Origin of the sequence: Sphaerochaeta sp. UBA5849 (genome assembly GCA_002432715.1) — a bacterium.
Classification (GTDB): Bacteria; Spirochaetota; Spirochaetia; order Sphaerochaetales; family Sphaerochaetaceae; genus Sphaerochaeta.
On record DJGJ01000037.1, the window covers coordinates 19,250 to 37,253 of the forward strand.

12 protein-coding genes are annotated in these 18,004 nt (G+C 54.9%); 4 read left to right on the forward strand and 8 right to left on the reverse strand.

Going from position 1 to position 18,004, the window contains the following annotated elements:
• Positions 1-63 precede the first annotated feature (63 nt).
• The 3 genes from B3K89_RS06305 to B3K89_RS06315 are packed head-to-tail and all read right to left on the reverse strand — an operon-like array spanning position 64 to position 3,329.
• Positions 64-1,002 (reverse strand): bile acid:sodium symporter family protein, encoded by a 939-nt coding sequence (locus tag B3K89_RS06305; protein ID WP_293891764.1) that lies wholly within the window; start codon positions 1,000-1,002, stop codon positions 64-66.
• Positions 1,003-2,082 (reverse strand): class II aldolase/adducin family protein, encoded by a 1,080-nt coding sequence (locus B3K89_RS06310; protein WP_345907196.1) that lies wholly within the window; start codon positions 2,080-2,082, stop codon positions 1,003-1,005. It abuts the gene before it with no gap.
• Positions 2,079-3,329, reverse strand: coding sequence for an L-rhamnose isomerase (locus B3K89_RS06315; protein ID WP_293891758.1), 1,251 nt, complete (start codon positions 3,327-3,329; stop codon positions 2,079-2,081). The genes B3K89_RS06310 and B3K89_RS06315 overlap by 4 nt, the downstream gene beginning before the upstream one ends.
• Before the next feature lie 99 nt (positions 3,330-3,428).
• On the opposite strand from B3K89_RS06315, the gene B3K89_RS06320 reads away from it, so the two are divergent.
• Positions 3,429-4,295 carry an AraC family transcriptional regulator gene (locus tag B3K89_RS06320; protein WP_293891755.1) on the forward strand — a complete coding sequence of 289 codons (867 nt, stop codon included), beginning with the start codon at positions 3,429-3,431 and terminating at the stop codon, positions 4,293-4,295.
• On the opposite strand, the gene fucU is transcribed toward B3K89_RS06320, so the two are convergent.
• Positions 4,296-4,721, reverse strand: coding sequence for an L-fucose mutarotase (gene fucU / locus B3K89_RS06325; protein WP_293891752.1), 426 nt, complete (start codon positions 4,719-4,721; stop codon positions 4,296-4,298).
• A 101-nt stretch (positions 4,722-4,822) separates the two neighbouring features.
• Between fucU and B3K89_RS06330 the strand changes: the two genes are divergently transcribed.
• The gene (locus tag B3K89_RS06330) at positions 4,823-6,649 is read left to right on the forward strand and encodes an L-fucose isomerase (protein WP_293891749.1); all 1,827 of its coding nucleotides are present in this window, start codon (positions 4,823-4,825) and stop codon (positions 6,647-6,649) included.
• A gap of 131 nt (positions 6,650-6,780) precedes the next feature.
• On the forward strand, positions 6,781-8,013 hold the full coding sequence (locus tag B3K89_RS06335; RefSeq protein ID WP_293891746.1) for a hypothetical protein: 1,233 nt from the start codon (positions 6,781-6,783) through the stop codon (positions 8,011-8,013).
• On the opposite strand, the gene yiaK is transcribed toward B3K89_RS06335, so the two are convergent.
• The 3 genes from yiaK to B3K89_RS06350 are packed head-to-tail and all read right to left on the reverse strand — an operon-like array spanning position 8,010 to position 14,928.
• Positions 8,010-9,011 (reverse strand): 3-dehydro-L-gulonate 2-dehydrogenase, encoded by a 1,002-nt coding sequence (gene yiaK / locus B3K89_RS06340; RefSeq protein ID WP_293891743.1) that lies wholly within the window; start codon positions 9,009-9,011, stop codon positions 8,010-8,012. The two genes, B3K89_RS06335 and yiaK, sit on opposite strands and share 4 nt — an antisense overlap.
• Positions 9,005-12,316 carry a UvrD-helicase domain-containing protein gene (locus tag B3K89_RS06345; protein WP_293891740.1) on the reverse strand — a complete coding sequence of 1,104 codons (3,312 nt, stop codon included), beginning with the start codon at positions 12,314-12,316 and terminating at the stop codon, positions 9,005-9,007. The genes yiaK and B3K89_RS06345 overlap by 7 nt, the downstream gene beginning before the upstream one ends.
• Positions 12,313-14,928: a PD-(D/E)XK nuclease family protein gene (locus B3K89_RS06350; protein WP_293891737.1), complete on the reverse strand. Its 2,616-nt coding sequence runs from the start codon at positions 14,926-14,928 to the stop codon at positions 12,313-12,315. Before B3K89_RS06350 ends, B3K89_RS06345 begins: the two co-directional genes overlap by 4 nt.
• Before the next feature lie 127 nt (positions 14,929-15,055).
• Here B3K89_RS06350 and B3K89_RS06355 point away from each other — a divergent pair, with 127 nt between their 5' ends.
• Entirely contained in the window at positions 15,056-15,838 is a 783-nt protein-coding gene (locus tag B3K89_RS06355; RefSeq protein ID WP_293891734.1) for a CPBP family intramembrane glutamic endopeptidase, read from the forward strand.
• Positions 15,839-16,307: 469 nt separating this feature from the next.
• On the opposite strand, the gene eno is transcribed toward B3K89_RS06355, so the two are convergent.
• Complete coding sequence (gene eno / locus B3K89_RS06360) at positions 16,308-17,603, reverse strand: phosphopyruvate hydratase (protein ID WP_293891731.1); 1,296 nt, start codon at positions 17,601-17,603, stop codon at positions 16,308-16,310.
• Positions 17,604-18,004 lie beyond the last annotated feature (401 nt).

Genomic DNA, 18,004 nt, shown 5'->3' on the forward strand with positions numbered 1-18,004 from the left:
CACGGAATCAAAACGAAAGTGATACGAAAAGGCAAGGTCGGCAAACGAAGGAGTATTGAAGCATCACCCTGTATCACGGCTAAAGAGCCGGGCTCCCAGAAAGCCGACAAAAGTTTGCTGCAACAGGATGCCGATTACCACCGGCAGGGCGGTTTCCGCTCTGAAATAGCTGGTGGCCAGAACCAGGGCGGCACTGATGTTGCGCATCCCACCGGTGAACGTCATGGAGACTACAGAAGCGCGGTCCTCATGCAGCACATACCTGCCAAGTGAGTAAATCAGCACAAAACCCAAGGCGATGACCACCAGGTTCATCAGAATGAGAGGCACATAGACTGCTGAAAAGGTGAGTGTTCCCGACAGCGATGCAACATGCAGGACGATGACCAGCATCATGCACACCTTCGTGACCGGACTGAGGTATGGGCGGGCATTGGTGCAGGCCTCTGAAGCCGCTTGCTTGACCAGCATGCCCAGAAGAGAAGGGATGACTATCATGTACAAGAGAGAGATGATTATGCCTTGGAAATCCAGCTGTACCGACGAGTCGGCCAACAGGCGGATCGTAAGCGGGGTCAAGAGCGGTGAGAGCAGGGTATCGAGCAGGATCAACGCCAAAGCCAGGGCTCCGTCGCCTGCATGGATGGTCGTCCACAAGAACGAGGTGACCGCTATAGGAATCGAGGAGAGCAGGATGAAGCCGGTGACATAGGAAGGTGAAGAGGGAAACGCCAGGGAGGCAAGAGCCTTGACTATCAGGGGAAGAAGCACATGCGCACACACAAGCACCATGCCGATTGTCCGTCCACGCCTGAGAGCCTTCGCCACCTGGGAGAAACTGATCTGCAGGGCACCGATGAACGTAATGCATGCAAAGAAAAAGGTCCCCCACCCCTTGTAAGCGGCGATACGGGAGCCCAAGGCCAAGCCCACCACCACCCCGATTGGTGTGATGACGGGCATCGCCTTGTCACTCAGCGCATTGAAGGTGCTCAGCTTCATTTATGGTGCAGATACCTTGGAACGATACTTCTCGACTTCCCAGTTGCGAATGAAGTCGATCATCGGCTCATCCATGAAAAGCGGCCCGCCGAAGCTCTCGGTATAGACGCTGATCGCTACGCTGTCCCTGAAGAGGGGCATCGGCTTCGGGCCAAGGGAGAAAACTCCCAGATCCTGCACGCAGACAATCTTCGCCCGCCCTGAGTGCTGCGCCTCGAATTCTTCGAAAGCCTTCGCTACATCTTCGTCCTTTCCGACCCACAGCGGCTTGAAGCCTGCATAGACGATATGGTCGGGGGTGAAGGAGGATGCAACTGCGGCAAAAGAAATCTCATCAACAAGCAAGCGCGCATACTCCTTGTTCATGGCAAAGAGAACCTCCTCGTCGGTATAGCGCTGCAAAACCGACCTGACTGCCTCAACCTTGGCCTCGTCGGCTTTGAGAGCAGTGAAATCAGGCTTCCTTATAAGAGCCGATTCGATGCGTTTCATCACCTGCTCATACTGCAGGGAAATCTCCTCAAGACTTGCACCACCGACAAAGATGCCATGGTTCTGCAAGAAAATCAGGGAGCACACCGCCCCTGTCTGCTTTGTATGGACGGTCATCCGCTGTCGTACAGTCTGGGCAAGAATGAAACCGGGCTTCACCAGATCGATCCAAAGAGCGTCGGGAAAAAGCCTGGCCACTGTCTGCCTGCCCTCTTGGGCGCACGTCAAGCCATTGACAATGGCTGGATGCAGATGCACCACGTAGGTAAACGGCAGCAAGGCATGCAGCAGAGCCTCGACCGACGGGCGTGCGCTCTCCCCTTCCAGCCGGCAGGCCATCATGTCTCTGAGGACTTCATCCTCCCGCGTATCGTCGTCCTGACTGTACTGCTTGTTCCAGATGCCTTCCATCTTGGCGAGGTCCATGCGTACAAAGCCCTCTTCACCGATGGTTCCCAAGGCGTGGCCGCTTGCCTTTACATACAGGATGCCGCCCTCCTTATAGGAGGTGTTCCCGCCTCCGAGCAGGACAAACGAAGCATCCGACCCATACCGGCGCGAATGTTCGATCAATGTTGCAAGGCTCATGCGCGCTCCTTCAGCACACTCTCTTCGTAGTCGCTGATGATGCCGATCAGCTTGCTCTCCAGCGGTGCATTGAAACGGGTGCAAAACTCATTCCAAACCGCTCCGAAAGGCAGTACATTCTGCAGCTCCAGCAGAGCCATGGTAGCATAGCCGTTGCCCGATTCCTCATACTCGATCAGCTGGTCGATCGGCTGAAGCAGGGCGAAGAGCAGGGCCTTGCGCATTGCTCGGACGCCGGTGACCCATGCACCGATGCGATTGATCGAAGCATCGAAAAAGTCCAGGCCGATGTGTGCTGTTTCGAGCTTGCCGCTGCGAACCAGCTCCTCGGCGACCATTTTCACCTTGTCATTGAACAACACGACGTGGTCGCTGTCCCAATGCATCGGCCTGCTTACATGCAGCAGCACCTCGTCATCGAAAAGCAGGATGGAGGAGAGCTTGTCCGAAATATCCTCTTCGGTATGGAAGTGGCCCATGTCGATGCAGAGCATCTTGTTGTTGCGGGCGGCATAGTTCATGTAGAACTCGTGCGATCCAACCACGAAAGCTTCACTGCCGATGCCGAAAAGCTTGGTCTCCAAGGCATCACGCATATACTCTGCCGGATACTCGGTCTGGAAAATCTCATCCAGGCTCTCCTTGAGAATCGAGCGGTACCCGAACTTGTCCACGGTAAGATTCTTCGCCCCGTCGGGCACCCAGGTGTCAAGAATGCAGGGAGATCCCATCTGCTCCCCGATCCAAGCGGCGATTCTTCTGCAACGCTTTGCATGTTCGATCCAGAACCGGCGGATTCGCTCATCCTTGCTGGCAAGGGTGTACCCGTCGTCGGCCATCGGATGGCTGAAGAAGGTGCCATTGAAGTCGAAGGCGACCCCCACCTTCCTGCCCCACTCGACCCAGCCCTGGAAATGGGCTTCCTCAATCTGATCCCGGTCGATGAAGGTCGAACCGAATTCACCATAGCTCGCATGCAGGTTCACGCGGTGGGTTCCCGGTACGAGGGAGAGTACCTTCTCCAAGTCGGAACGCAGCTGTTCGATGGTTTTCGCCTTGCCGGGATATTTTCCGGTAGCTTGAATGCCTCCGCCGCCCAGCTCGGCGTCAGGCTTCTCAAAGCCCCCTACATCGTCACCCTGCCAGCAGTGAATCGAGATGGGAATCTTGGCAAGTTGATCCAATACTTCATCAGTATTCACGCCATACTCGGCGTATACGGTTTTGGCTACTTCATACTCTGACATGACAGGCCTCCTCAAGCGCAGTACACTACCTAGGTATAGTGTGACATTTTTCTCAAGATTTACCTTGACAGAATAGTCAATTTCTAGCACGATTTTATCATGTCGAGTTTCACCCTGTCTGAATCCATGTTCTTCCGGGAAAACCGCCTGCCCATCAAGGTGCTGCTAAGGGATCCGGAAATCCCTTTCTCCTTGCACAGTCACGATTTCTATGAGCTTGTCGTAGTGGTTTCAGGCAAAGGCACCCATCTTTTGGCCAACGACAGCCGCCATTTGCAGGAAGGCATGGTGTTCTTCATCAAGCCCGGAACCGCCCATGGCTATGCGGACATCAACAATCTGGTGCTCTACAATGTGCTGATCGGGCGCAAAGCCATGAGTGGACACTTCAGCGACCTCAGCGAGGTCTCGGGTTTCCAGGAAGTCTTTCTCCAGAATAGCGGAGAAATTCCCCTGGTAAGAATGAACTGCCACCAACTGGCAGAAATCATCGCCCTTGTCAGTGCAATAAAAGAAGAGTCTGAAAAGCAGGATTACGGAAACGGTGCTTCTGCGATGGCCTACTCAAAGCTGTTGCAGCTGCTCATCCTGGTCAGCCGTTTCCACACCTCCCGCAAGGGAGGGGTGTTCCAGCCCGACCAGCGTTTGGAGCAGGTCATCGCATTCATGGAACAGAACATCGACAGAAGTCTTTCACTGGAGGAGTTGGTCGCCCATTCAAACATGAGCGCAAGCACGCTCAACCGACAATTCAAGCTCTCCACCGGATGGTCGCCGGTAGACTTTCACATCCACCGGCGCATCGCGTTTGCTTCCACACTGCTGCTCACCACCAACCTCAGCATTGAGCGCATCAGTGAAAAAACAGGCTTTTCCGATGCCAATTACTTTGCCAGGCAGTTCAGGAACCACATGCAGATGAGCCCGAGGCAGTACAAACAGCTGTGGACCTCCCCAAGACCCTGATCAGACTACCACCCCTTTCTTGAGGATGATGTTGGCGTACAGCGCCGACTCACCGGTAGCCACGACCGCATAGGCCTTGCGGCTGCGTTCATAGAAGGCAAAGCGCTCCAAGTGCCCAAAGCCTTTGAAGCCAGGATCGCCTTCTTTGGCTATCGCTTCATAGGAAGCCCAGATCGGGGTCTCCACGGCGTCACCTGCGACTTTTTCCATCAGAAATGCATTTGGGGCATAGCTGTCCAAGGGAAAAAGTTGAAGAATGGCCTTGAGAATCTCCTCAACGCCATGACCGTCGAGCCGCACAACACGGGAATTCATCGAAGCCGCCGGGAAATTGCCGTCCCCGATGACCAGCTCATCACCATGGCCCATCTCCATGAGGATTTTCAAAAGCTCGGGGCTCAGGATGGAAGGAATAGTTTTCAGCATTGGGTGCTCCTGTACAATTTGGATTGCAATTGCCACAATCGTGTGCGATACTACACATGATGTAAACGATTACATTCCTATCATATACCAAGGGGGACAATATGGCAAATATATCTGGAATGAAAAATGTGGGACCTGAAAGACGGTACGCTTCCGCACTTCCAAAAATCGGAATCAGACCGGTTATCGACGGAAGACAGAGAGGAGTCCGCGAATCGCTTGAGGTTCAGACCATGAACATGGCGAAGGCGGCTGCAAAGCTGATCAGCGACAACGTATTCCACGGAACCGGAGAACCCGTCGAATGCGTCATCGCCGACAGCACCATCGGCCGCGTTCGGGAAAGTGCCGATTGCGCGGAGAAGTTTGCCAAGGAGGGAGTTGCAATAACCTTGACCGTCACCCCCTGCTGGTGCTATGGAACCGAGACGTTCGACATCGACCCGATGACGATCAAGGCTGTCTGGGGTTTCAACGGCACCGAGCGCCCTGGCGCCGTATACCTTGCTGCAGTCCTTGCAGCCCATACCCAGAAAGGCCTTCCCGCCTTCGGCATCTACGGTCGCAATGTACAGGACAACAGCGATACATCGATCCCCGATGATGTCTCGGAGAAAATTTTGCGCTTCGCCCGTGCAGCGCTCGCAGTGGCAACCATGAGAGGCAAGAGCTACTTGTCCATCGGCGGCATGGCAATGGGCATCGCCGGTTCCATCGTCGACCACGACCTGCTGCAGAACTACTTGGGAATGAGAACCGAAGCCATCGACATGTGCGAAATTGAAAGACGCATCGCCGAAGAGATTTATGATCCTGAAGAGTATGCGAGAGCCATTGCATGGGTTCGTGAAAACTGCATCCAGGCTGAGGACACCGTCAATACCCCTGAATTCCGCAGAAGCGAAGAGCAGCTGAAGAAGGATTGGGAGTACTGCACCAAAATGACCATGATCGGTCGCGACCTCATGATCGGCAACAAGAAGCTCGAGAAGCTGGGATTCAAGGAAGAGGCTCTCGGCCACAACGCCCTGCTTGCAGGCTTCCAAGGCCAGCGACAGTGGACCGACCACTGGCCGAACGGCGACTTCATGGAAACCATGCTCACCACCAGCTTCGACTGGAACGGAATTCGCGAGCCGTACATCATGGCCACCGAGAACGACCACCTCAACGGCATCAGCATGCTTTTCTGCAAGCTGTTGACCAACCGTGCGGCAATCTTCAGTGATGTGCGCACCTACTGGAGCCCCGAAGCCGTAGAGCGGGTGACCGGCTGGAAGCCCGAAGGCTTGGCCAAGGATGGATTCATCCACCTCATCAACAGCGGGGCCACCACCTTGGACGCTGCAGGACAGATGAAGAACCAGAAGGGCGAAAGCGAGATGAAGCACTACTGGGACATCACCGAGGAGGATGTAAAAAAGACCCTCGAAAATACCCGTTTCAGTGTTGCCAACTGCGGCTACTTCCGCGGTGGTGGTTTCAGCTCCACCTTCCTCAGCGAAGGCGGCATGCCCCTTACCATGGTTCGTGTCAATCTGGTAAAGGGAGTCGGCCCGGTTCTGCAACTTGCTGAAGGCTGGACTTGCGATGTTCCCGAGCATGTGTTCGACACCATCAACAAGCGAACCGACCAAACCTGGCCGACCACCTGGTTCGTACCCAGGACGGATGGCAAGGAAGGTCCGTTCAAGGACGTGTATTCGGTGATGGCGAACTGGGGAGCCAACCATGGCGCACTCAGCTACGGCCACTTCGGAGCCGATCTGATCACCCTCTGCTCGATGCTGCGCATTCCCGTATGCATGCACAACGTGAGCGAGGACCAGATATTCCGCCCCAGCGCCTGGTCGATGCTCGGCATGGACAAGGAGGGAGCAGACTTCCGCGCCTGCGCAACCTTCGGCCCCTTGTACGGCAAATATTAATTGAAGCGACGCTTTGGAATACAGGGTTGGCGATCACTGCCAACCCTGTTTTTTGAGCAACAATCAAAATGCACCCCTTTCGGCTGTACAAGAGAGAAAACCAGGGTTATGCTACACAGCTGGAGAATTGTATGGAACCACTACGTACCGCCTGGGAAGACGACCTCAAGCGTCAAGGAAAAACCGAACAACAGATTGCCGCTGAAGTGCAGGCACAGCAGGCCAGCGCCTCGCAATTGGAAGCACACCTTGGGCGCGACGAAGCTGTACTTGTCTCCCTGTATCGCAGGGGAGCCAGGTTTGAGTTGATAAGCCAAAGAACGAGTCCAGCCCTTCATGCCAAAGTCTTTCTGCTGCTGATCATCCAATTTGCCATCAGTCGCATTCCTGCCCTCTTCGGCCTTTTTAATTCCGATGCATTCTTTCCCTATTTCCTTTTGAACCTCTCGTTTCTGGTCTTCCCCTTCATAGCAGTCTACCTCTCCGGCAGCTGGAACAAACAGCTTATCCGGTACCTAGGCATGCTTGCACTGCTGTGTGTCATCGTGAATGCCCAGCAGGCGAACAAGGCAGTCGTAGAGGAAACAACCTTCATCCTCAGTACCCTGCATCTGCCGCTTTTCGGCATCCTCAGCCTCGCAATCTTCCAAAAACAGGAGACCTACACCCAAAAGCTTGGCAGCCACCTGCGCCTTGTCGGTGAGGTCGGCCTGCTCACCTTCCTGCTCTGCTGCGCCTGTTTTGTGGTGATGCTGCTTGCCGTCACCCTCTTTGAGGCGGTAGGCATCCGCATCGAGGACACAGTTGCCACCTTCCTGGTCACATCCATCCTGCCGCTGCTTCCGTTGCTTGCCGTGCACCTCATCACCTTGCAGGGAACGAAGCTTGGCCAGCTGACCCGTCTGCTCGCATCCCTGTTTTTACCGGTTTTCACCGTGATGATGCTCATTTTTCTCGCAGCTCTCGCCCTGGAAGGCATCGAAATCAAACAAGACCGCACGCTCCTATTGGCCATCGACCTTCTTTTGGCCTTGCTGCTGTTGATGATTCTCTATGCAACCGACCTGTTGGAAACACAGCAGCGTTCCCGCTTCTGGCGGATCATGGTGCTGATGGCATCTTCTACTGCACTGGTTCTGGACAGTGTCGCCCTCATTGCCATCGGGACACGCCTGCTTGCCTACGGCTTGAGTGCGAACCGTCTTGCCGTACTGGCGGAGAACATCCTGCTCTTCGCCAATCTTTTGGCTCTGGTGCTTGCGCTGTTGCTGCGCCGGCCGACAGCAAGAATCCAAGCGGCATTTCTTTCCATCTATGCCGCATGGTTTCTCTGCGTCACCCTGCTTTTTCCCTTGATGTTCTAAAGATTGAGGATTTCCTGCCACACGCGCTCATCGATGGGGATACCCTCTCTGAGGTTTTCCTCTTTGATTTTTCTGCGCATCTGGCCGGGAAAGCGAACCGAAACACCCGCATCCGCTACCTCGGATTTCTGAATATCCTCAAGGCTTGCATGAATCTCCGCCTCAATTCGATCCCGGTCGGGAAGCGAGGAGAGAGAGATGGCCATGAAGAGCTGGCTTACCGAAGTCTCCTTGCCCATCAGGCCCAATTGCCGGGTGGTATTGCCTCCGCTGAGGACGCTGACAATGAGGTCGAGGGCGAGGGCGAGGCTGGTCCCTTTCCAGAAGCCGATGGGAAGCGGCCGCTTCGAAGCAAGGATCTTCCCGGCATCGGTGGTAAGGTTCCCCTCGCTGTCATATCCGCCAGGAACCGGCAGGCTTCTGCCTTCACGCGCATAGGTCTCCAGCTTGCCGTAGCTGAACAGACTCATCGCAGCGTCTACAAGGACGGGACCATCCTTGCACGGGATGCAGAGTACCAAGGGATTGTTGCCGACCTTTGCATCAACGCCGCCCCAGGCGGGCATCAGCGGCAGGGTATTGGTCCAGAGCATGCCGATGCAGTCAGCCTCGGCGGCCATGAGGCCATAGGTGCCGGGGCGCATCCAATGATTCGTATGGGCCAAGGCGACACAGCCGATGGTGTACTGTTTTGCAAGCTCGATCGCACGCTTGGTCGAAGCGTAGGCATTGAGGTTGCCCACCCCTTGTTTGCCGTCCCACCGCTCGAGGGCGCCGAAGGAGGCCGTCAACTCAGGCTTTGCCCTTACATCGATCAAGCCGTCGTCGATCATCCTGACCATGAACGCGAATCGATTGGCACCATGGGTGTATACGCCTTCCGCCGAAGTCTCTGCGACCAGATGCGAACAGAGCTTCGCATCCTCTTCATGCATGCCGCGACTCTGTAACACCTGCTCGAACTGATGCACCAGTGTCTCAAACGGAACTCTCAACATAGGACTTCTCCCTCCCATACAACAATATCCCGTACATCCCGAAGGTAGACTACACAACCTTTGACAGGGCATTGGTAAATTTTAGCCATCGCCTGCATATACGTCTCCACCTGGAAGCGATACACCGTTTCATCACGGAACCGATCCGTCTTGAAGTCGACCACCAGATAGTGGTCCTCCCGCTTGACCAGCAGGTCCACCGAACCTTCAGCTGCAACCGCCCTTCCCTCATGCTCGACCAGCGAGAAGAATCCCACCTCGCAGGAAACCGGATAGGGTTCGACTTCGCGCTTGTACCACGGGCTTGCAACAAAGCCATCACAGAGAGACAGGGCATCGGCGATCACCTGCTTGGCCGCCGCTCCCTCCAAGGATGGAGGAAGCAGGGCTGCAGGGTCGACTTCCCGGCCCAGAACCCGTTGTTCGCACAACCTGTGGACAAACGTACCGAAATCTGCCGCCAATGATTCCTCGAGAAAGGAGTCACAAGCGAGGGAAGGCAGAGCCTTGGCCTCTTTTGCATACACCATCTCATGCAGGGCAGTCACCGCATAACGAATCGGTCTGAGTTCATAGGGTCTCTGCTTCACATCATACCAAGAGGAAGCAGACTCAATGCGTTCACGAAAGGCCTGCTCCGGCTCCTCGAGCTGGTCGTAGAGCAAGGACTCGGGTATGGAGGGGATGGCCTGTACGGTGACAATGCCCTGCTGCAGGAAGGGGGCGTCGCAATCGACTCCCAATGCCTGGGTGAGCATCAAGAGCAAGGTAGAAGCCCCTCCATCCTCTGCCGGTGTACGGTTCTGCCTGGTAAAACATCCACTGAATACCACATGCGTCCGGGCCCTGGTCAAGGCTACATACAACAGCCGCTTCAGTTCGGCACGATTGAGTTGTGCTTCCGTCCCCTTATCCAGCAACTGTCCTGCATGGCGGGCCGTCGCCTCCTTCGTTTCACTGACATGGTACGGAGTTGCAAGGTAGTGAGGTATGGAAACTCCTTGGTAGGTCGAAATCAAATCCACATCGGCCTTCCCCTTTGAACCGGTATTGGCCACCACCACAATTGGGAATTCCAAGCCTTTGGACTTGTGGATGGAGAGTATCTGCACCCCCTCTTCCTGTTCCTTCAGTATTTCAAGGTCGTTGATCTTCTCGTTCTGGGCAAGATTGTTTCGCAAAAAGTCAACAAATTGGCTCAGGCTCTTTCCTTGCTGCTGCTGTAGCTGGGCAAGCCGGTGCAGGAACATATAGTGTTCAGTATACACTTGGTAGGAGGGTTTTGCCACCAAACTGAGGTAGTACCCGCTTTCGTACCAAAGTATGGAAAGCAAGGAGCTCAGGCTCGCATGTGCACTTGCCTGTTTCAGGTTCTGATACACATCACGAACAGCATCCAAGCGGTCCCGGTCCTCGGCTTCGATCGCTTCCGAGGCCTCAAACAATTCAGTATCGGAGAGCTGTGTCATTGCATAATCGCTGAGATTGCAGAAAGGGGACCGCAGGACGGTCATATAGGCATGCCGGTCATCGGGATACAGCAGCAGCTGCAGCATCGAATACAGGTCGTTGGCCGGGGCTTCGAGCATCAGCGAACGGGCTGCCTGCACGGTGTATGGGATGGAGAACCTGCGCAGGGCTTTCTCAAAACTCAGCTGGCTGCTGGTGGTTCGCAACAGCAGGGCGATATCACTGCTCATCGGTCTGCGAAGCCCCTCCTGTGAAGGAATGAGATACGAGTCGGTATTGAGCATCTCATCGATCAAGGATGCGACGGCAAAGGCTTCAGCATCCGCATCACCGGCATCCTCCTCATCCTCATCGGAGTTTTCCTCGTACGGCTTGACCAGTATGGTGCACCTGCTCTGTACCCCCGGCGATGCACTGCGATACCCCAAGGGGGAGAAATCAGCTTCATACGCCTCCCCGTTGTTCTGCATCACCAAAGGAAAGAGCGTATTGAACCACTGGATCAAGGCCGGTTCGCTGCGGTAGTTGGTGGCAAGTTGGATATAGCGGCCGCCATTGGCCGTCAGTTCACTGCTCAAGCGCTTGAACACGCTCACATCGGAACCGCGGAACCGGTAGATCGACTGTTTCTCATCCCCGACGAAAAAGAGCTTGTCGGTCTTGAGGTCCCGAGCAAGGGGGATGCCGTCCCCTTCCCGATCCAGCTGTTCGGAAAGCAGGTAGAGCAACTCTTTCTGCTGCTCATTGTTGTCCTGGAACTCGTCGATCATAATATATTTGTAGGCTTGCTTGTAGTATCGGCGCAGGCTCTTGTTGTTGGCAAGAATGTCCACCGCAAGTGAAGCGACATCGGCGAATGTCAGCACCCCGCTTTGGCGTTTCTGCCGCTGAACGGACGCAATGAACTCCTCTATGAAGCAAAGGACCGCTTCAAGCTGTGAGGAACCCAGCTGAATGGACAGGGCGATGCAAAGCTGTTTCCTCAGCTGGTTCAGCTCATCGATCGTCTCCTTGATATACAGCAGCTGCTCGGCCTTTCCATTGCCGGGCTTGCGGAAATACCCCAGGTTCGAGCACAGGATGCGATGCGTCTCCTCAAGGCTGTCAGCAGAGTGGAGGGCCGATGTGAACAGCAATGCAGATTCCTTGGCCGTTTGCACGGTCTTGGAATTATCGGTAAGGTTCGCATAGCTGTCCAAGAGGACGGTAAACCGCGCCCGGCATTGCTCGTACACCGACTGCACCGCAGAGAGAATACGCTCTTTGGCACCTGAAACAAGCTGTTTGGGAAGGCAGTATGCATTGCCGGCAAGCGTGACCAGCACCTCATCGACCAGGATGTCGGGGTTGTACAACCCGCTGAGGATCCTGGCTCCTTCCGACTGAGGCCATGCATCAAGCAATTCTGTGGCACACCGTCTGGTGTTTTTCAGGGTTTGCTCGTCATCGATGACAAAATCCTGGGCTATGCCGTACCTGATGGAGTCGCTTCGCACAATCTGGCTGCAAAAACTGTCGAGGGTGGAAATCGAAGCTTCATTGAACATCGCAAGCTGGCGCTCAATGTCACGATCGTGCCTGAAGGAGAGCAAGTGGTGGTGAATTCTCTGCTGCATCTCCCTGGCCGCCTTGCGGGTGAACGTGAGCGTAAGAATCTGATTGACATCGGCCTTGCCTTGCAGGACAAGGCGAAGAAAGCGGTAACTGAGTACGGTGGTTTTCCCTGAGCCGGCCCCGGCGCTCACCACGCAGTTCTGATCACAATACACGGCCTCAAGTTGATGCTCATCCAGCCTTGCCTCGTTCTGCACCAAAAAGTCTTCGAACTTGCTCATCGGGTTGCAAACCTCCTTCGGCAGAGGGAGCGATAGTCACAACCACTGCAGTGTTTCTTGGAGGGAGTGGCCATGAAATGGCCCGCTTCAACCGATTCGGCAAGTGAACTCAGGCGCTCTGACAGCAGTTCATCGCCAAAAAGGGCCTCTTCACTGTTCTCGTCGGTCCAAAGGCATCGGTACCGGCCCTCTTTTACGCTGTAATACGCTGCAACCGACGTATGCGCATCCAGCACCTGCTCGACCAGGTTGCGATACAGCGGCAGCTGATAGGATTCCAGAGGCGTCTTCAGCTTCGTCATAGGAGCCTCTCCTTTCTTATAGTCGATGACGACGTACCGCTTTCCATCTGGAGGATTGAGGCAGATGATGCGGTCGATGCGGCCATGCAGATACAAATCTCCCATCTCGTACGCCAGTTCCTGCTCGAAGAGTATCGAACGGGTGTGGCTGAACAGCTTTGCCTCCTGCCCGAGTATGGCTGCGACCGCCTCCCGGTACGAAGCAATGATCCAACTGCGGATCGAGGGGGTGGGCCCCTCGCTGCCGTACAGCTCGGTGAGCACGTCATCGAACAAGGTGGATAGCCGCTCTCGATAGTGTCCAAGCAAGGCTGGATTGAAGTCGACGATCTCCGAGAAGAATCGTTGATAGACCAGATGCAGCAGGTTGCCGATCATCAGGTGGTCCACGCGCTCCACGTCGTACTCTTCTTTGGTGACCTTATACAGGTAATGGGCAAGAAACGCATAGGGGCACCTGTCAAAGAGATCAATCTTCGTGGGAGACAACTCAAGCATTGCTCTCCCACTACGCTCCTCTTTGAGCTGCGACACCAACTTCCTGGGAATCGGATGGCGGGTATAATCGTCTTTGCGCAGGCGAAGGGAGGTCCTCCGAGCCTGGAGGAAAAACCTCCTCTGGCTCGGCAGGACTGCTGCCGTACCCTCCCGTCTCTCCTTGTACAGCTGCAGTTCCTCCAGGTAGGGATCTTCACAGAGGTTTGGGCTATGGCTGTGATAAAGCAGCGCATCCTCCTCCAGAAACATGGATGGCGGCAACAAGTGGCCTTCGTAGCGCATGCTGTGGCAACTCAGCGTCACCGATCCATCCCCCATGCAGGCACAGAGCAAGGTTGCCTTGGTGGTATCGACCTCCCGCCGCAAGGCTTCATGAATATGGGCGGGAAGGAAGGCCAGCGGCCGCTCGACGGTGGCCGCCGCCTCACCGTCAAGCCCCAAGAAAAAGAAGTGGTCGGCGATCAGGGGGGCTGCCTGGGGCCAGGCATAGACGGCGATGCCCTCTTTGTGCTGTTGGGGGACGTAGGGCTTTGTCTGAAGATAGGAGAGCAGATAGGAGAAGAGATTTGGATACGTGGACAGGGAGCACTTCTCCATTGCGACCTTGATATGGTCGATGGCATCGAGACAGAAGGAGTATACGTCCTCATCCTCGGTCCCCCTCCACTGCTCGGCTCTGAAATAGGTGTCCTGGAAGTGATTGAGTTTTCGCCGGAGCATTTCAATGTCGCTTGCTGTCACAATATCAACAATGCTTTGTTTCAAGGAGCGATACCAGAAGCACAACTCTGAGTCTTTCAGCATCTCTGTGAACTGATCTTTCGCCTTAAGCGAACCATGGACGATTGACTTGTCCACCGCACGCGCGAGGAAGCGGTGATGCAGGCCCCGGTCCTTATACGGAATGTCGGGATCGAGCAAAAGGGATTTCAAGCTTTCCAGGCTGAACTGGTCGTCGTACACCTCTTGAAGACCGCTCAAGAACCTGCCGCTGGGATACTGGAGAGCCTGCCTGCCTTCCCGGATGACCAGCGGGATATCGTACAAGGCCGCTTCTTCTTCGAGCACGGGCAGCAGGATTTGCGGGGCGGCACAACCGATGACAATCGAGTGTGCAGGAACCTGACGACCGAGCAGGCTGCGAATCCTACGCAGGGTCGTTCGTATCTCCATCACATGATTGCCGAAAACCTCCATGGTGGCAAGGTCTGTCGCCGGTGTCGGCTGCATACTCAGCCACGAGGGAGCGCCCAGCGAAGCATACAGGGCTTCCGAACCGCTGATCGTGTCGGAGAAAAGGATGCAATAGCGCTTTGAGGCATCCCAATCATTCGGCAAGGAGGGCTCGGCATACCGCGGCTCAAACAGCGCGTGCTCGGCCAGAAACTGCCGGTACTGCTGGTAGAGCAGAATCAGGTCCCGCTGCATGCCCTGCTCGAGCAGGCTTAGCACTTCTTCATCACAGGCCTGTTTCAACGAGGGAAGAATCGAAGCAATATAGCTGAGAAAACGATTGCGTGCCTCTGGATAGCGGGGGTTCATCAGGCTGGTCAGTGGCAGACCCTGCTCAAGCACCTGGTGCACGAACAGGCTCCTGACCAGTGAATTCGAAGGCGCAAGGTGTGCTTCATGCTGAAGGAACATTGCTCGAAATGTATCGAAGGAGATGGCACGGCCTGAAAGAATCGCCTGGTTTTTACTGTGCAAGGCATAGTCGACCAGATACGAGCGGGCTGCCACTTCGGTGGGAAATACACACACAAACCCTTCATCAAATGCTTGTTGCACATAGGAACGTTTACTGCTCACCATGCATTGCAGTATATCATGATTGTGTGTAGGATGAGCCTGTGTGATGGAAAAAGCGGTGAAAAATCAACAAAATTGCGACGACACTTCTCATACCTATGAACCAAGGCCTCTCGCGTTTGCTCTATCGATGGTACTTTCCGTACTTGCCTGGCTGCTGCTGGGACCTTCGCTTGCCCGCTTGACCGAACCGCTGCGCATCCCCTACCTCACGGCCAATGCCCCGTTTATTGCAATGGCGGGAGGCTTTCTTGCAGCACGACAGCTCCTGCTCAAACAGCCGCTGATGCGTCTTGTCACCGACCACCACGCTTTCCAGACATCACTGTTTACCAAGTCATTTCTCATCTATTTTGCCTCTGCCACCCTCTTTCTCATCGTCGACCTGCAGAGCAATCCCCAGTTCTACCAACCGATGGCCGGCTCGTCGATATCGAACTACCTCTTGCTGCTGCCCTTGGTTCTCCTCTTCACGCCCCTGCAGACCAGCATCGAGGAATTGGTATTCCGCATGCTCCCGGTGAGAACCATCAACGCTAACCGTTTGGACACCAAGTCGATCATGCAGATCGTCACCAGCCTGATTTCTGCACTGGTGTTTGCACTCCCCCACCTCGGGAACCGTGAGGTGGCAATCGCCTCAAACCGCCTGGTGGTCATCCTCTACTATGCACTCTTCGGCTTTGTGGTCACCTATTTGTGCATGAAACACAAAGGGTTTGAAACCGCACTGGCGATCCATGCGGCGAACAACCTCTTCATCGCCTTGGTCTGCAACCACCCATCCTCCTCCCTGCCCAGCCTTCCGCTGCTGCAGACGAGCAGGCCGATCGGTACGGTATACGACCTCGGACAGCTGTGCATCAGCCTTGCCTTGGTAGCTTTACTGACACGAAATCACAAAGAAAGCTGACAAACAAGGTCTCCTGTGGTACGGCACAATCCATGGATATCATACCAAAGGAGTCGGTTATGCGCAGCAAATCCACCATAGGTTTCTTCATCGTCCTCATACTGGGCGACTCCCTTTTCGCAGGCAATCCTGGAAGACCTCGAGCTGACAGGCAAGTTGTATGCCCACACCGACACCTCCGATTTCTCTGCAGAACAGGATTGGACGTACGGCAAGGGAACAAGAAAGAGCCTTGGATCTCTCTCCTTCGAAACCTGGCCGGTGGATACCTTCGGGGTGGTTGATGCCTCAACAAATCCTATACCCTGCTTCCCACCTCCCCGGCCGGGTATTCACTGAACAAGCACCTCAGGGGCATGCTGCACAGAGCCCTTTCGACGATTCTGGAAGCCTTATGGCTGCCGGCATCCCTTCTTGCAACAAAGGCCACCGCAGTGCGATGGCCTCTGAATACAATGCAATACTACTCTTACAGAACGCGGAAAGCGTCACGACCAGCATACTTGGCGGTATCACCGAGGTAGTCCTCGATGCGCAGCAGCTGATTGTACTTTGCAAGACGGTCGGAACGGCTCATGGATCCAGTCTTGATCTCACCGGTCTCAAGAGCGACCACGAGGTCGGCAATGAAGTTGTCCTCGGTCTCACCGGAGCGGTGGGATACAACAGAAGTATACCCGTTGCGCTTTGCAAGGTCGATGGCTTCGAAAGTCTCGGTGAGGGTTCCGATCTGGTTCACCTTGATCAGGATGGAGTTGGCTACACCCTTTTCCAGACCCATCTTCAGTCTCTCGACGTTGGTTACGAACAAGTCGTCACCGACGAGCTGGACGCGGTCGCCGATGCGATCGGTGAGCATCTTCCAGCCTTCCCAGTCGTCCTCGGCCATGCCGTCCTCGAGAGAGATGATCGGGTAGCGGTTGCACCAATCTTCCCACAGGTCAACCATCTGGGCACTGGTCAGCTTCTCACCGGTAGTCCACTTGAGGGTGTAGGTCTTGGTCTTCTCGTCATAGAGCTCGGAAGCGGCGGGGTCCAGGGCGATCATGAAGTCACCATCGCGGCCGGTGGTGTACCCTGCCTTCTTGATGGCTTCCATGATGACCTCGAGAGCCTCTTCGTTGGACTGCAGGTCGGGAGCGAAACCACCCTCGTCACCTACAGAGGTGTTGTATTTCTTCGCCTTCAAGACAGCCTTGAGATTGTGGAACACCTCGGCGGTCCATCTCAGGCCTTCGCGAAGGGAGGGAGCTCCGATCGGCATGACCATGAACTCCTGGAAGTCAACCTTGTTGTCGCTGTGTGCGCCGCCGTTGAGGATGTTGGCCATCGGAACGGGAAGGACGCAGGCGTGGTAGGCTCCAAGGTACTTGTACAACGGCAGGCCGAGGTAGTCGGCGGCTGCACGTGCAACAGCCATGGAAACACCCAGGATTGCGTTGGCGCCAAGCTTTGCCTTGTTGGGGGTACCGTCAAGAGCAATCATGGCACGGTCGATGGCGACCTGATCCAGAGCATCCATGCCTTCGAGTTCGGGGGCGATGATGTTGTTGACATTGTCGACAGCCTTCAGAACGCCCTTACCCAAATAGCGGCTCTTGTCCCCATCACGGAGCTCAACTGCTTCGTGAACACCGGTGGATGCTCCGGAGGGAACCGCTGCACGGCCCATGGAACCATCCTCAAGAATGACATCTACTTCTACGGTGGGGTTACCACGTGAGTCAAGGATCTCCCTGGCTTCGATAAATTCAATAATGCTCATGAATACACTCCTAGTTTCGTAATTGAAATCACACAAAATATATTCGTATCTTTTAGCGCTAATGTCAAGGTAAGCGACTTTCCTGGATTGCCGGTTCCAGCAAAGCTTTTCACAGGCGGTCCGATATATTTCGCATGTCTTGGACAACAAAATTGCTGTACGGCCCTTGATCGACTCCATTGAAAAAGCAATTGAAAGCCGCTCTTCAAACCCTGAAGGGAATGAACCGGTCCATACCTGCAAAGTCAGGCAGCATCGCTATTACAGAATATTTAGCAAGCAATTCGCACTCTTTTATAGTGTACTCGACGGCGTCATGGAACTCTGCAGATTCTTCTGGTCAAGAAGTGACTATTCGAAGCTCCTCTAGCCAGATGGGAAAACTGACGGTATGATACAAG

Coding starts and splice junctions, on each gene's coding strand:
- B3K89_RS06335 (WP_293891746.1), top strand. CDS start 6,781: ATGGAACCACTACGTACCGCCTGGGAAGACGACCTCAAGCGTCAAGGA.
- B3K89_RS06345 (WP_293891740.1), bottom strand. CDS start 12,316: ATGAGCAAGTTCGAAGACTTTTTGGTGCAGAACGAGGCAAGGCTGGAT.
- B3K89_RS06330 (WP_293891749.1), top strand. CDS start 4,823: ATGGCAAATATATCTGGAATGAAAAATGTGGGACCTGAAAGACGGTAC.
- B3K89_RS06350 (WP_293891737.1), bottom strand. CDS start 14,928: ATGGTGAGCAGTAAACGTTCCTATGTGCAACAAGCATTTGATGAAGGG.
- yiaK (WP_293891743.1), bottom strand. CDS start 9,011: ATGTTGAGAGTTCCGTTTGAGACACTGGTGCATCAGTTCGAGCAGGTG.
- fucU (WP_293891752.1), bottom strand. CDS start 4,721: ATGCTGAAAACTATTCCTTCCATCCTGAGCCCCGAGCTTTTGAAAATC.
- B3K89_RS06355 (WP_293891734.1), top strand. CDS start 15,056: ATGGTACTTTCCGTACTTGCCTGGCTGCTGCTGGGACCTTCGCTTGCC.
- B3K89_RS06310 (WP_345907196.1), bottom strand. CDS start 2,082: ATGAGCCTTGCAACATTGATCGAACATTCGCGCCGGTATGGGTCGGAT.
- B3K89_RS06305 (WP_293891764.1), bottom strand. CDS start 1,002: ATGAAGCTGAGCACCTTCAATGCGCTGAGTGACAAGGCGATGCCCGTC.
- B3K89_RS06315 (WP_293891758.1), bottom strand. CDS start 3,329: ATGTCAGAGTATGAAGTAGCCAAAACCGTATACGCCGAGTATGGCGTG.
- B3K89_RS06320 (WP_293891755.1), top strand. CDS start 3,429: ATGTCGAGTTTCACCCTGTCTGAATCCATGTTCTTCCGGGAAAACCGC.
- eno (WP_293891731.1), bottom strand. CDS start 17,603: ATGAGCATTATTGAATTTATCGAAGCCAGGGAGATCCTTGACTCACGT.